Source organism: Variovorax sp. YR266 (genome assembly GCF_900107295.1).
Taxonomy (GTDB): domain Bacteria; phylum Pseudomonadota; class Gammaproteobacteria; order Burkholderiales; family Burkholderiaceae_C; genus Variovorax.
In genome coordinates, this window is record NZ_FNPM01000003.1 from 478,738 (window position 1) to 491,419 (window position 12,682).

14 protein-coding genes are annotated in these 12,682 nt (G+C 66.9%); 10 read left to right on the forward strand and 4 right to left on the reverse strand.

Translation table 11 applies throughout. The features are described from left to right. The first annotated feature begins 2 nt into the window (after positions 1 to 2). The 7 genes from BLW48_RS11375 (at position 3) to BLW48_RS11405 (ending at position 6,304) form a co-directional block, all read left to right on the forward strand. Positions 3 to 1,832 carry an ABC transporter permease gene (locus BLW48_RS11375; RefSeq protein WP_093076504.1) on the forward strand — a complete coding sequence of 610 codons (1,830 nt, stop codon included), beginning with the start codon at positions 3 to 5 and terminating at the stop codon, positions 1,830 to 1,832. A 14-nt stretch (positions 1,833 to 1,846) separates the two neighbouring features. Next, positions 1,847 to 2,416, forward strand: coding sequence for an OsmC family protein (locus tag BLW48_RS11380; protein ID WP_093174708.1), 570 nt, complete (start codon positions 1,847 to 1,849; stop codon positions 2,414 to 2,416). Next, complete coding sequence (locus BLW48_RS11385) at positions 2,400 to 3,236, forward strand: ABC transporter ATP-binding protein (RefSeq protein WP_093174710.1); 837 nt, start codon at positions 2,400 to 2,402, stop codon at positions 3,234 to 3,236. Before BLW48_RS11380 ends, BLW48_RS11385 begins: the two co-directional genes overlap by 17 nt. Next, positions 3,233 to 4,078 carry an ABC transporter ATP-binding protein gene (locus tag BLW48_RS11390; protein ID WP_256216735.1) on the forward strand — a complete coding sequence of 282 codons (846 nt, stop codon included), beginning with the start codon at positions 3,233 to 3,235 and terminating at the stop codon, positions 4,076 to 4,078. The genes BLW48_RS11385 and BLW48_RS11390 overlap by 4 nt, the downstream gene beginning before the upstream one ends. A gap of 25 nt (positions 4,079 to 4,103) precedes the next feature. Further along, complete coding sequence (locus tag BLW48_RS11395; RefSeq protein ID WP_093174712.1) at positions 4,104 to 5,006, forward strand: VOC family protein; 903 nt, start codon at positions 4,104 to 4,106, stop codon at positions 5,004 to 5,006. A gap of 151 nt (positions 5,007 to 5,157) precedes the next feature. Beyond that, positions 5,158 to 5,748, forward strand: a complete 591-nt coding sequence (locus BLW48_RS11400) for a dihydrofolate reductase family protein (RefSeq protein WP_093174714.1) — start codon at positions 5,158 to 5,160, stop codon at positions 5,746 to 5,748. Between the two features lie 133 nt (positions 5,749 to 5,881). Further along, the gene (locus BLW48_RS11405; RefSeq protein ID WP_093174716.1) at positions 5,882 to 6,304 is read left to right on the forward strand and encodes an RcnB family protein; all 423 of its coding nucleotides are present in this window, start codon (positions 5,882 to 5,884) and stop codon (positions 6,302 to 6,304) included. Between the two features lie 78 nt (positions 6,305 to 6,382). Here the strand turns inward: BLW48_RS11405 and BLW48_RS11410 are convergent, their stop codons facing one another. Continuing rightward, the gene (locus BLW48_RS11410) at positions 6,383 to 6,646 is read right to left on the reverse strand and encodes a hypothetical protein (RefSeq protein WP_093057093.1); all 264 of its coding nucleotides are present in this window, start codon (positions 6,644 to 6,646) and stop codon (positions 6,383 to 6,385) included. Positions 6,647 to 6,773: 127 nt separating this feature from the next. Further along, entirely contained in the window at positions 6,774 to 7,718 is a 945-nt protein-coding gene (locus tag BLW48_RS11415; protein WP_093076511.1) for a CysB family HTH-type transcriptional regulator, read from the reverse strand. 169 nt (positions 7,719 to 7,887) lie between these two features. On the opposite strand from BLW48_RS11415, the gene BLW48_RS11420 reads away from it, so the two are divergent. Next, positions 7,888 to 8,490: a TetR/AcrR family transcriptional regulator gene (locus BLW48_RS11420; RefSeq protein WP_093076513.1), complete on the forward strand. Its 603-nt coding sequence runs from the start codon at positions 7,888 to 7,890 to the stop codon at positions 8,488 to 8,490. Positions 8,491 to 8,708: 218 nt separating this feature from the next. Continuing rightward, entirely contained in the window at positions 8,709 to 9,626 is a 918-nt protein-coding gene (locus BLW48_RS11425; protein WP_093174718.1) for an alpha/beta fold hydrolase, read from the forward strand. Between the two features lie 10 nt (positions 9,627 to 9,636). Here BLW48_RS11425 and BLW48_RS11430 read toward each other — a convergent pair whose 3' ends face one another. Next, on the reverse strand, positions 9,637 to 10,572 hold the full coding sequence (locus BLW48_RS11430) for a fatty acid desaturase (protein WP_093174720.1): 936 nt from the start codon (positions 10,570 to 10,572) through the stop codon (positions 9,637 to 9,639). Positions 10,573 to 10,783: 211 nt separating this feature from the next. Between BLW48_RS11430 and BLW48_RS11435 the strand changes: the two genes are divergently transcribed. Further along, on the forward strand, positions 10,784 to 12,445 hold the full coding sequence (locus BLW48_RS11435; protein ID WP_093174722.1) for a rhodanese-like domain-containing protein: 1,662 nt from the start codon (positions 10,784 to 10,786) through the stop codon (positions 12,443 to 12,445). On the opposite strand, the gene minE is transcribed toward BLW48_RS11435, so the two are convergent. After that, positions 12,402 to 12,680 carry a cell division topological specificity factor MinE gene (gene minE / locus BLW48_RS11440; RefSeq protein ID WP_093057088.1) on the reverse strand — a complete coding sequence of 93 codons (279 nt, stop codon included), beginning with the start codon at positions 12,678 to 12,680 and terminating at the stop codon, positions 12,402 to 12,404. The genes BLW48_RS11435 and minE overlap by 44 nt on opposite strands. Between the last annotated feature and the right edge of the window lie 2 nt (positions 12,681 to 12,682).

The window sequence follows — 12,682 nt, forward strand, 5'->3', positions numbered from 1 at the left end:
CGATGAGCTTCACCTCCTTTTTCGACTACACCGTCAACGGCCTGATCATCGGCAACATCTATGCGTTGCTGGCGGTCGGCCTCGCATTGATCTTCGGCGTCTCGCACCTCATCAACTTCGCGCACGGCTCGGTGTACACGGTGGGCGCGTACATCGGCTGGGCGTCGATCACCTTCCTGCACACGCCGCTGCCGGTGACCATCCTGCTGGTGGTGCTCGGCTCGGGCGCGCTCGGCATGCTGATCGAACGCGTGGGCCTTCGCCCGCTGCAGGGCGCGGCACGCATCGCGCCGCTGCTGGCGACCATCGGCATCAGTTTCGTGCTCGACATCGTCGTGCAGCTGGTGTTCAGCCCAGACCCGCGCTCGCTGCCCACGCAGCTGCCCGACTGGCGCCTGCAGATCGGCACCGGCACCATCGGCGCGCTCGACATCCTGATCGCGGGCATCGGCATCGCGAGCGCGGCCGTGCTGTTCGTCTTCCTGCGTTTCACGAAACTCGGCTGGGCCGTGCGCGCCACCGCACAAGACCGCGACGCGGCCCAGCAGATGGGCGTGGACGTCGACCGCGTGAACCAGACCGTGTTTGCCATCGCCGCCGCGCTTGGCGGTCTCTCGGGCCTGCTGGTGGGCATGTACTACAACAACATCAGCCCGGCGATGAGCTTCCAGGCCACGCTCAAGGGCGTGGTGGCCACCGTGGTCGGCGGCGTGGGCAACGTGCCGGGCGCCATCGTCGGCAGCCTGCTGCTGGGGCTGATCGAGAGCTATGGCGTAGCGATCCTCGGCACGCCGTATCGAAATCTCTTCGCCTTCGCGCTGCTGCTGGTCATCCTGGTGTGGAAGCCCAACGGGTTGTTCGGACGCAAGCGCGCGTTGCCGCCGGAGCCGCTGACGGGCACCTTCATCGCACCGAGCAAGCCGTGGCATGTGCCGCGGCGTCTGCTCCTTGCGTTGTTTGTAGCAGCGGTGGCGTTGCCGCTCTTCGATCCATCGCCGTACCTGCTGCAGACGCTCACCAATGCGTGGCTCTACGGGGCGCTCGCGTTGAGCCTCACGCTCGTTGCCGGCACCATCGGGCAGATCTCGCTGGGCCATGCGGGGCTGCTGGCCATCGGCGCGTATGCATCGTCGCTGCTGGTGCTCGACCTGCACCTGCCGGTCGGCACGGGCATCGTGCTCGCGGGCATCCTCACCTCGCTGATCGGTACTGCGCTGATCTTCCCTGCCTTCAGGCTGCGTGGCCACTATGTATCGATTGCCACGCTCGGCATCGGCGAGATCGTGGCGCTCACCATCCTCAACTGGGAAAGCCTCACGCACGGGCCCATCGGCGTCTCGGGCATTCCGCCGCTCTCGCTGTTCGGGCGCGATGCATCGTCGAACGAGGCCGTCTACTGGGCATCGTTCGGCGCGATGGTGCTGCTGGCCTTGCTGCAATGGCGCCTGCTGCGTTCGCACCTGGGCCGCACCTTCCGCGCGGTGCGCGAAGACGAAGTGGCCGCGCGCGCCTACGGCGTGAGCCCCGATCGCTACAAGGCACTGGCCTTCGGCTTCGGCGGCTTCGCGGCAGGCGTGAGCGGCGCCTTCACCGCGCACATGTACTCGTACATCAACCACGAGACCTTCGGTTCGCAGATCTCGATCCTCGCGCTGACGATGGTGATCCTCGGCGGGCTCGGGAACATCAGCGGCGCTCTGCTCGGCGCGGTCGCGCTCGTGAGCCTGCCAGAGCTGTTCCGCGTGACGGCCGAGTACCGCATGCTGATCTACGGCGTCGCGCTGCTTCTCTTGATTCGCTTCCGCCCGCAAGGCCTGCTGGGCACCGTCTGAAAGAACACCACACCATGAGCCACCTCAACGACTACCTCGCCGAGAAACGTGCCGCCGTGCTGGCACGCAATGCCGCCGTCGAAGCGGGCACCGCACAGCCCGTGCAACTGAAGGCCAGCGTGAAGGCAGAAGGCCGCAGCGGCGTGCGCCGCCTGCGCATCCGCGAGCACCAGATCATCAGCGACAGCCCGCCGGACTTCGCGGGCTACAACCTCGGCCCCAGCTCGCCCGAGCTGCAGCTGGGCGTGCTCGGCACCTGCGTCACGCACATCTTCCTGATCCAGGCGGCCGAACGGCAGGTGCCGCTCGAAAGCCTCGAAGTGGAAGTGACCGGCATCATCGATCCGCGAGGCGGCAAGCCCGGCCACGAGAAGACGCCGATCTGGCCGCACGAGATCGGCTACACGGTGCACATCGATTCGCCCGCAAGCCGCAAAGATATCGACGCGCTGTTCGAGGCGGTGGAGCGCAACTGCCCGATCCTCAACCTGCTGCGCAATCCGCAGACCATCCGCGCCGAGGTGAAGCTGGTCAACTCGAAGGCGCAAGCGGCGAAGAAGGAAGCCGATGCCATCGCTGCTTGAGATACGCGGCCTCACACGCCGCTTCGGCGGGCTCACGGCCGTCGATGCCGTCGACCTGCACGTGGGCGAGGGCGAACTGCTGAGCGTGATCGGGCCGAACGGCGCGGGCAAGACCACGCTGTTCAACCTCGTCACCGGCCTCGACAAGCCCGACGCGGGGCAGGTGCTGTTCGACGGACGGGACATCACCGGACTGCCGGCAGAGCAGCTCGCGCAGCGCGGGCTGGCGCGCACCTTCCAGCATGGGCGTGTGTTCGCGAACCTCTCGGTGCTCGACAACGTGCTGGTCGGCGCACACACGCGGCTGCGCGCCGTGAAACCTCGCATCGGTGGTGTGCCAGGGTTGGGTGCGTTGGCCGAACTCGCGCTCGCGCTGGTGCAGCCCGGTGCCGTGCGCCGCGAAGAACAGGCGCTGCGTGAGGAGGCGCGAGAAATCATCGCGCTCTTCGGCGAACGCCTCGCACCGCGCATCGATCACCCCGCGTACAGCCTCTCGTACGCCAACCGCCGCCGCGTGGAGATCGCACGGGCGCTGGCGCTCAAGCCGCGCTTGCTGCTGCTCGACGAGCCCACTGCCGGCATGAACGAGAGCGAGACGGCGGAGATGCTGGAGATCATCCGCGGCCTGAAGGCGCGCGGCCAGACCATCCTGCTGATCGAGCACAAGCTCGACCTGGTGATGCAGCTGTCCGACCGCGTGGCCGTGCTCGACGACGGCCGCAAGATCGCCGAAGGCCTGCCCGACGAAGTGCGCAACGACCCGGCAGTAATCGAGGCGTACCTGGGCCATCGCCATGTCGGAGAGGCGGTGCCCGCATGATCGCCACCGTCGCGCGCACCGGTCTTTCTCCTTCGCCCCTCTGGGGAGAGGGCAGGGACGAGGGGCTGCCCGAACGCGCCGCTGCACCTGCTTCCAGCGGGTCGCTGCAGCCCCTGCTCCAGCTCAGGAAGATCAACAGCTTCTACGGCCCCGTCCAGGCCCACTTCGACCTCGACATCGAAGTGCGCAAGGGCCAGATCGTCAGCCTGCTCGGCGGCAACGCGAGTGGCAAGTCGACGACCATGAAGATCGTGCTCGGCCTGCTCAAGCCGCGCTCGGGCGAAGTCAATTTCAACGGCGAATCGATGCTCGGGCTGAGCACGCCGCAGATCATCCGCCGCGGCATAGGCTCGGTGCCCGAAGCGCGCCGCCTGTTTCCCGCAATGACCGTGCGCGAGAACCTGCTGATGGGCGCCTATGCGCGCAGCGACCGCAAGGCCGTGGCCGAAGACCTCGAACGCATGCTGGAGCTGTTTCCGCGCGTGGCCGAGCGCATCGAGTTCCAGGCCGGCACGCTCTCGGGCGGCGAGCAGCAGATGGTGGCGATGGCGCGCGCGCTCATGGGCCGCCCGCAGCTCATCTGCATGGACGAGCCGACCATGGGCCTGTCGCCGCTGTACGTCGACAAGGTGCTGGAGCTCATCGCGCGCATCAACAGCCAGGGCGTGTCGGTGTTCATGGTCGAGCAGAACGCGAGCCTCGCGCTGCAGATTGCGCATCACGGCTATGTGCTGCAGACGGGGCGCATCGTGCTCTCGGGTCCGGCGCGCGAGCTGCTGGCCGATGCGCGCATTCGCGATGCCTACCTTGGCGGTGATGGCGCGGCGCGCACTGCTTCCTGATCCGGCCATCCACGGGAGAAAACACATGTCATTGAAACTCGACCACATCGTCATCGCGGTGCACGACCTCGAACGCACCATTGCCGACTACGGCGCGCTGGGCTTTCACGTGCTGCGCGGCGGCGACCATCCGGGCCGTGCCACGCACAACGCGCTGGTGGTGTTCGGCGACGGCAGCTACTTCGAGCTGATCGCATGGCGCGAGCCGTCGCCCACCGAACGCTGGTGGCAGCTGCTGCAACGCCACGGCGAAGGTATCGTCGACTTCGCGCTGCTGCCGCGCGACACCGCCGCCACCGTGGCCGACGCGAAGGCGCGGGGGCTCGCACTCGATGGCCCGCTCGACGGCGGCCGCGTGCGCCCCGATGGCGAGCGCCTGCGCTGGCAGACGGCGCGCGCGCCTTCGGCCGACTTGCCCTTCCTGTGCGGCGACCTCACGCCGCGCGCATTGCGCGTGCCCGAAGGCGATGTGCGCGTGCATGCCAACGGCGCGCTCGGCGTGGCGAGCCTGGCCATTGCGGTGCGCGATCTCGACGCCACGCTGGCGCGCTACCGCGCCTTGCTCGGCACCGTGCCCGACGATGCCGACACGCACATCGGCGAGCCCGTGGCGGTGCCCGGCAGCAACGTGCGGGTGGCGATCATCGCGTTGGGAGGCAGCGTGCTCGTGCTTTCATCGCCGCGCGAGAACAACAATGTGCCGGATGCGGAGGAGGGCAGCGGCATTCTCGCGCAACGCATTGCGGCGCGCGGTGAGGGCCCGTATGCGCTGGTGCTGCATACCGACAGGCCGCAATCTACCGGCACCTTTGACCTTGCACGTGCGCATGGCGCACTGATCGAACTCGACCTGCCACCGCTGGACCGTCACGTGAAGCACGGCAGCAGCTCGCGCAGCGACCAGGTCAACAGCCTGGTCGGCGGATGAGCTGGCCGTTGCCGCACCCTTGAGCATCTCGTATCGACGTTAGTGCCCGCCGAGATGTGCCTTGCGCAGCTCGGCCTGCATCTTCTTCTGCATACTGGCACTGCTTGCATTCAACAAGCGGTTGTTTCAGTCCTCATGAAGGAGAACCGGTATGAGAAAGCTCATCCTCCAGATGCAGATGTCGGTCGACGGCTATGTCTCGCCGGCCAATGGCAACCTCGACTGGCAACTGTGGGGCTGGGGTGATCGCTGGGGCTGGGACGACAAGCTGAAGCAAGACTTCAACGCCGTCTTCGAAGATATAGACACCATCCTGCTGAGCCGGCTGATCGCGGAAGAGGGCTACCTCGATCACTGGAGTCGCGCGGCGAAGAACTTTCCTGCGAACCCGCACTACGCCTTCGCACAGAAGATCGTCGATGCACGCAAGGTGGTGCTCACCGACAAGCTCGCGGCCTCGCGCTGGGAGCGCACCGTCATCGCGCGCGGCGACATGGTCGAGGAGGTGAATGCGCTGAAGCGTGAACCGGGCAAGGACATCATCACCATCGGCGGTGTCGGCTTCGCATCCGCGCTGGTTGCGGCGGGGCTGGTCGACGAATTCCAGTTCTTCGTGAACCCCACGGCGGTGGGCGCGGGGCGTTCGGTGTTCCACGACCAGCGCAAGGGCCACAAGCTGCGGCTGCTGCGTTCGACGGCGTACGAATGCGGCATGGTGGTCAACTGCTACACGCCGGGTTGAGCGGTTTGAAGGACAAGGCGCCGCGCGGATACCAGCGCTTACCTGATTTCACCTGACCACGACCTGAAGTGCCCGAAGCGGACACAAGTGCGGCCCACAATGGACTCGTCATCAACGCATGAAGGAGTTCCAGATGATCAGCAATTCAAAGAGCATGGCAGTCGCCGCAGCAGCGCTCGCGATGTGCATGGCCGCAGGGAGCGCCTTTGCGCAAGACCGTCATGGCGATGGCCGTCCAGGTGACGGACGCTATGAACAGCGCGACCGCAATTTCGACCGTCGGGGTGGTCCGCAAGGCGGTTACTACCGCGGCAACCAGGACTTCCGCGACGGCCGCCAGTTCGATCGCCGTGGCTTCCCGCAGCCGCATGCCGAATGGCGCCGTGGTGGCCGCGTGCCGCCCGAGTACCGTGGCCGCAACTACGTGGTGCAAGACTGGCGTGCCTACCGCCTGCAGCAGCCGCCCCGTGGCTATCAATGGGTTGGCGTGGGCGGAGACTTCGTGCTCGCGGCAATCGCCACCGGTGTGATCGCAAACATCATCGCTGGCCAGTAAACAGCCGGCCAGACAGCACAAAAACCGCCACAGGCAACTGTGGCGGTTTTTCTTTTGATGGAACGCCGGAGCCGGTCTTCAGACCAGCGCGGTGGGCGCCGATTGGGCGCACACATTGCGCCCGGTGATGGTCAACCGCAGGCCGCCACCATGCCACTCGAGCCAGTTGAGGCTCACATACGCGTCGATGTCGGCGTCGTCGATGCGGTCTGCCTGGCGGCTTTGCAGCAGCTCTACCGTTGCGGGCAAGGCTCGTCTCAATCTCTCACGCCGCTCGGCTGCATTGGCCGCCTTGAGGGCGGCCCTTGTTTGCTGTTGCTGCTGCTGCGGGGTCGATGCCATTGCTGATCCGTTTCCAGGAAGCCAGGGAATTAACCCGAATGTACGCCCCTTGTGTGAAGCTGCATTCTTCTTTTTTAACCATTCTGTCGTCCGCAGTACACACCACGCCGCAGCCTCTGGACAGGCTCTAGATTTCGTAGTGAGAGGCCCTGGCCTCGTCGCCCAGGGCCTTCTCGACGACCGCGCGCGTCAGCGTCGGCGCGAACGACTCGATGAAGGCATAGACGTACTTGCGCAGGTAAGTGCCACGCCGCACCGCGAGCTTGGTGAGGTTGATGCCGAACAGCCGCCCCGCATCGAGCGCGCGCAGCTGCGTATCGCGCTCGGCTTCGTAGGCCACGCCGGCGACGATGCCAATGCCCAGGCCCAACTGCACGTAGGTCTTGATCACGTCGGCGTCCATCGCGGCCAGCACGATGTTGGGTTGCAGCCCGCGCTGCTCGAAGGCTTCGTCGATGCGCGAGCGGCCCGTGAAGCCCGTGTCGTAGGTGATCAGCGGATAGCGCGTGAGCGCTTCGAGCGTCAGCGGGGCGTCGAGCAATGGATGCTCCGGCGGCACGATCACCGAATGTGTCCAGCGATAGCAGGGCAGGGCGACGAGCTGCGGATAGTCGCCCAGAGCCTCTGTGGCGATGCCCACGTCGGCCTCGCCGTCGAGCAGCATCTGCGCGATCTGCTTGGGAGAGCCCTGGTGCAGGTGCAGCTTCACGTTCGGAAACTGCGCGCGAAACTCCTGCACCGCCACCGGCATCGCATAGCGCGCCTGCGAGTGCGTGGCGGCCACCGAGAGCAGGCCGCTCTGCTGCGCGACGAATTCCTGGCCCGCATGGCGCAGGTTGCTGCTCTCCATCAGCATGCGCTCGATGATCGGCAGCACGTGCCCGCCGGGCTCGGTGAGCCCCGTGAGCCGCTTGCCGGCGCGCACGAAGAGCTCGATGCCGAGTTCCTCCTCGAGCTCGCGGATCTGCCGGCTCACGCCGGGCTGGGAGGTGTGAAGGGTGTGGGCGACTTCGGTCAGGTTGAAGCCGCAACGAACGGCCTCGCGTACCGAGCGCAGTTGTTGAAAGTTCATCTGGCGCGGAAGAGTCATCAGGGCCCCGGTTGGGACCGACCGGCGATTCTCGGCAGAAGTGCTTATTCGGGGAACGATGCGTTTGTTGGTTTCACATGAGTAAAACATCTTTAAGGCGCTTCAGGAGTGGCCTCTTGAGATTTCGCACGACTGTGCTAAAGTTCGCCGCATGGACGCCAAGACCCAGAAAAGCGAACTCACCCGTGCCGCCATCGTCGGCGCGGCGATGAACCTTGCGCTGGCCGAAGGCCTTGAAGCGATCACGCTGCAGGCCGTGGCCAGCCGGCTGGGCCTGTCCAAGAGCGGCGTGTTCTCGCGCGTGGGTTCGCGCGAGGCGCTGCAGAAGGCTGTCATCGAAGAGTACGGCCGCGGCTTCCTGGCCGAGGTGTTCGTGCCCGCCATGCAAAAGCCCAAGGGCCTGCCCCGGCTCAACGAGATCGTCGCGCGCTGGATCGCCCGCACGCGTGACGTCGAAATGCACACCGGTTGCCTCTACACAGCCGGCGCCTTCGAGTTCGACGACCGCGAAGGCGAGCTGCGCGACATGCTGCTGGGCGAGATCACCCGCTGGCGCGCTGCGCTGCGCCGCACCGTGCTGCAAGCCATCGAGACCGGCGAGCTCAAGGCCGACACCGACCCCGCACAGCTCGTGAGCGAAATCAACGGCCTGACCATGACCCAGCTGCACGACGCGCGCTTCCTGCGCGATCCGCAGGCCGCCGACCGCGCCATGCAGACCTGGCAGCGGCTTCTTTCCAGCTACCTCGCCTGACCTGTTCACGAAGCAGGCGGATCTCTCACGTTTCCATTTGCCATAATTTCGCACAGTCGTGCGATAAACAGGAGAAGCACCATGCTGATCATTGCCCTCTTTCTTGCCGCCTACGCGCTCGTCGTTGGTGCCAAGGGCCTTCGCGACACCTTGCGCAGCCTGCCCCGAAGCAACCAGGACTGGGTCTGGTACTGAACGCCCTGAAGGAACGCCACGCCATGACGAGCACTTCCACCCCGACTGCCGGCCATGCCGCGCAGTCGAACTACTACAAGCCCAGCCGCACGATGCGCGCGCTGCGCTTCGGCCTGACCACGTCGCAGCGCCTCTGGCCCGCGCTGGGCGTGCGCGCCGCCTACCGCCTGTTCGGCACGCCGCTGCCGCCCAAGTGGCTCTACCGCGGCCAGGGCCCCGGCGCGGAATGGCGGCGCGAGGGCTGGGCCTTCGAAGACGCGAGCGTCGGCATCTACCACCTGGCTGCGCAGGACTCGGGTGCCGAGTCGGCGCCGGTGGTGCTGCTGGTGCATGGCTGGGGCGGGCACGCGGGGCAGATGCTGCCGCTCGCGCAGGCCGTGGCGGCTGCGGGCCTGCGGCCCGTGTTGCTCGAGCTGCCGGCGCATGGCCGCAGCGCGGGCACGATGAGCAACTCGCCGCAGTTCGCGCGCGCCATTGCCTACGTCACGGCCCGGCTCGTGGCAGATGGCCACGCGTTGCGTGCCGCAGTCGCGCACTCGCTTGGCGCCAACGGGCTTGCGCTCGCTGCGGCGCGTGGCCTGCCGGCAGAGCGCCTCGTGCTGCTCGCGCCGCCTGCCTCGCCGCGCGAATACACGCGCTACTTCGCGCACACCTTCGGTCTCAACGAAGCCACGCGCCTGTCGATGCAGCGGCTGTTCGAATCGCGCGAAGGCGTGCTGATGCCGCAGCTGGAGCCGGCCGCCGTGGGCCCGCGCATCGCGCAGCCCACGTTGATCGTGCATGACCGCGACGATCGCGTGAACCGCTTTGCCGACGCCGAGGCGTATCGCGACGCGATAGCGGGCGCCCGGCTCGTGGCTACGCAGGGCTGGGGGCATCGCCGCATCCTCAAGGAGGCCGAGGTACTGGCGCAGGTCACGCGTTTCGTGGCGGCTGACTGAACGCGGCGCGCTACCAAGTAGGGTGGACGGGCGTGAACACCGGCCTGAACAGGTGCCGCCGCACGATCTCCCCATACCCCCGGTAGTAGAAGTTGCCGTTCGCCGCGAGCACAGCCGCGCGATGCTTGCGGAAATACACCGGTATCTCGTACCAGGGCATGGTGGGCGCGCGGTGGTGCACGTGGTGCAGGTTGTTGAAGAGGTACAGCAGCCCGAACACGAGATTCGATTCGACGATGGCCACGCGCTCGTGCGGCGTATCGGCCCAGCGATGCTCGGTGAAGGTACGCAGCGACCCCAGCATCATCCCCGGGTACACGAAGTACAGCAGGTACTCGCCGAAGCCCATGCCGCAGACGACGGTCACGTAATACAGCACCGGCGCCACGCTCAGCGCATGCCAGAGCCACGTCGGCAGGCGCGAGAAATTGCCCGACAGCACCTGGGCGGTTTCGAAGCGCACCAGCTTCCACAGCCGCAGGAACGGCCCCAGCACCACGCGGAACGCGATCGTCTGGTTGGCCATGTAGATCCATCGCCACACCAGGCCGTAGCCCGCCCACGCAGGCGCGGAGTGGTAGGCACTCTCGTTGTCGCGCTCCGGGTGCGTGAGGTGGAAGTTGACGTGGTGCGAGCTGTGGCCGCGGTTGTAGAACGGATACGGCAGCCACAGGTTCAGCGGCGGCCACACCACCGCGTGGCGCAGCCACTTCGGCAGGTGGCGCATCGCATGAATGCTCTCGTGCTGCAAAGAGAAGTGCAGTTGCGCGAGAAAGCCGCCGGCAAGGAACAGCGCCCAGCCCGGCAGCGCCGTGTGCCACCACAGCAGCGCGGCCCATGCGGCATAGAGCACGGTGGCCAGCAGCAGCGTGGGCACTTCGTAGTGCCACCACCAGTGCCGGCGTGTGCGTGCCAGGGCGATGGACGGGTCGGCAGTCGTTGTCATGGTGCGAAGGACTGCGATGCTAGGCATGAAGAACCTGTCTGCATGCGCGCATTTCGCATAAGCATCGGCGTGAAACTTCTTTCCCGCATTGGCGCTATGCGGTCTACGCTTGGTGTTCTTGCCGTTGTTCAGGGTGCGATCACGCCGATGGGGGACATTCGCGGAGGGGAGTACCCGGTGTCATTCGCACGCACCCCGAAAGCAAGTACACATGAATCCGACCAGGGCAAAAACCGTCACCCCCGCAGACCTGCAGGCTCTGCTGCTGCAAGAGCCCGCAGCCGAGCTGGCGCTGCTCGACGTGCGCGAAACCCGGTGGTTCGTCCAGCGCCACCCCAACCTCGCGCGCAATGCACCCTTCAGCGGGCTCGAACTGCAGGTCGGCACGCTGGTGCCGCGCCGCTCCACGCCCGTCGTGTTCTACGACGACTACAACGCGCCCGACGGCGTTGCACAAGCCGCCGTGGCCGTACTCGCGCGCCTGGGCTACACCGACGTGCGCACGCTCGACGGCGGCCTGCAGCGCTGGGTGACCGAAGGCCTGCCCGCCATCGACGGCTACGGCACGCTGGTCAAGGCCTTCGGCGACCGCGCACGGCTGCACTACGGCACGCCGGCACTGCCCATCGAAGCGCTGCGCGCACGCCAGCGCGAAGGCCGGCCGACCACGCTGGTCGATGCGCGGCCGCGCGCCGAGTTCGAATTTCTCTCGCTGCCCGGCGCGCGCAATCACGCAGGCACCGAGCTGGCGCTGCGCCGCTTCGAGCCGCACGGGGCCGATGACCATCTCTGGGCCATCAACTGCTTCAGCCGCACCCGCGGCATCATCGGTGCGACCACGCTGCGGCTGCTGGGCCGCGCGCCCGATGCAGTGTTCGTCGAGGACGGCGTCATGGCCTGGGGCCTGCAGGGCGCACCGACCGTGCAGAACGCAGCCCCCAGCGACGAACTGCCGACCGAATCCCCCGAAGTGCTGCGCCGCATCGGCGACGACCTGCTCGAACGCTTCGCCCTGCCCGTGGCCGACGCCACACAGCTCGCCCGCTGGCGCGACGACAACGACCGCACCCTCTACGTCTTCGACGTGCGGCCTGCCGCCGACCCGGCCTTCGTGGGCACAGGCGTGCAGCAGGTACCGGGTGGCCAGCTGCTGATGCATTTCGAGAACCTCGTCGGCACGCGTGGCGCGCGCATCGTGCTGCTCGACGATCCGGCGCATCGGCTGCGCGCCGCCATCACCAGCTTCTGGCTCACGCAACTCAACCAGGCCGAGATCTACGTCTATGAAGGCGAGCTGGCACCGGACCAGGCACCGCCTGCCACCGCAGCGACGGTGAACGATGCCCCTTCGCCTCTCGCCCCCGACGCGCTGGCCCAGTTGCGCAGGAACGGCGCCGTCACGGTGATCGACGTCGGCCCCAGCCTCGACTACGAGCGCGGCCACCTGCCGGGCGCGCTCTACATGCTGCCGGCCTCGCTGGCGCCACTGGCTTCGCACGCCGTGGCTGGTCGCACGCTGGTCTTCACTTCGCCCGACGGCACGGCCGCCGCCCGCGTGGCGCGCGATGCGCACCAGCGCTGGCCAGGTTCGGGGGCGGTGTTCACCTGGCTCCAGGGCGGAACACAGGGCTGGAAGGCTTCCGGCAGGCCGCTCGCGACCGCTTTCGTGGCGGCCCAGCTGCTGACCCCCTTCGACGACGACTGGGGCTCGGTGATGCGCGTGTTCGGTCCGCGCCGCGATGCGGCCTGGGCCGACTACCTCGCGTGGGAACGCGCATTGGCAGAACGGGTCCTGCAGGACCCGTCCGTGCGCTTTCGCTTCTTTCCGCTCAGCGCGCCGGCGCAGGAGTCGGGTCGGGCAGCTCGATCTTGATGTCGAGCACTTCGAGGTTGTCCTGGGTCTCCAGGTGCACCTTGATGTCTTCCGCGTTGATGGACACGTACTTGGAAATCACCGCCACCAGCTCGCGCTGGAGTTCGGGCAGATAGTCGGGCCGCTTCTTGCCGCTGAGGCTGGACCGCTCGTGGGCGAGGATGATCTGCAGCCGCTCCTTCGCGACGCTGGCAGTCTTCTTCTTTTCGCCCAGCAGGAACGAGAGAAAGGACATGG

Excerpts from the sequence above, each read along its gene's own strand:
- BLW48_RS11375 (WP_093076504.1), top strand. The coding sequence starts at position 3 with ATGAGCTTCACCTCCTTTTTCGACTACACCGTCAACGGCCTGATCATC.
- BLW48_RS11380 (WP_093174708.1), top strand. The coding sequence starts at position 1,847 with ATGAGCCACCTCAACGACTACCTCGCCGAGAAACGTGCCGCCGTGCTG.
- BLW48_RS11385 (WP_093174710.1), top strand. The coding sequence starts at position 2,400 with ATGCCATCGCTGCTTGAGATACGCGGCCTCACACGCCGCTTCGGCGGG.
- BLW48_RS11390 (WP_256216735.1), top strand. The coding sequence starts at position 3,233 with ATGATCGCCACCGTCGCGCGCACCGGTCTTTCTCCTTCGCCCCTCTGG.
- BLW48_RS11395 (WP_093174712.1), top strand. The coding sequence starts at position 4,104 with ATGTCATTGAAACTCGACCACATCGTCATCGCGGTGCACGACCTCGAA.
- BLW48_RS11400 (WP_093174714.1), top strand. The coding sequence starts at position 5,158 with ATGAGAAAGCTCATCCTCCAGATGCAGATGTCGGTCGACGGCTATGTC.
- BLW48_RS11405 (WP_093174716.1), top strand. The coding sequence starts at position 5,882 with ATGATCAGCAATTCAAAGAGCATGGCAGTCGCCGCAGCAGCGCTCGCG.
- BLW48_RS11410 (WP_093057093.1), bottom strand. The coding sequence starts at position 6,646 with ATGGCATCGACCCCGCAGCAGCAGCAACAGCAAACAAGGGCCGCCCTC.
- BLW48_RS11415 (WP_093076511.1), bottom strand. The coding sequence starts at position 7,718 with ATGAACTTTCAACAACTGCGCTCGGTACGCGAGGCCGTTCGTTGCGGC.
- BLW48_RS11420 (WP_093076513.1), top strand. The coding sequence starts at position 7,888 with ATGGACGCCAAGACCCAGAAAAGCGAACTCACCCGTGCCGCCATCGTC.
- BLW48_RS11425 (WP_093174718.1), top strand. The coding sequence starts at position 8,709 with ATGACGAGCACTTCCACCCCGACTGCCGGCCATGCCGCGCAGTCGAAC.
- BLW48_RS11430 (WP_093174720.1), bottom strand. The coding sequence starts at position 10,572 with ATGACAACGACTGCCGACCCGTCCATCGCCCTGGCACGCACACGCCGG.
- BLW48_RS11435 (WP_093174722.1), top strand. The coding sequence starts at position 10,784 with ATGAATCCGACCAGGGCAAAAACCGTCACCCCCGCAGACCTGCAGGCT.
- minE (WP_093057088.1), bottom strand. The coding sequence starts at position 12,680 with ATGTCCTTTCTCTCGTTCCTGCTGGGCGAAAAGAAGAAGACTGCCAGC.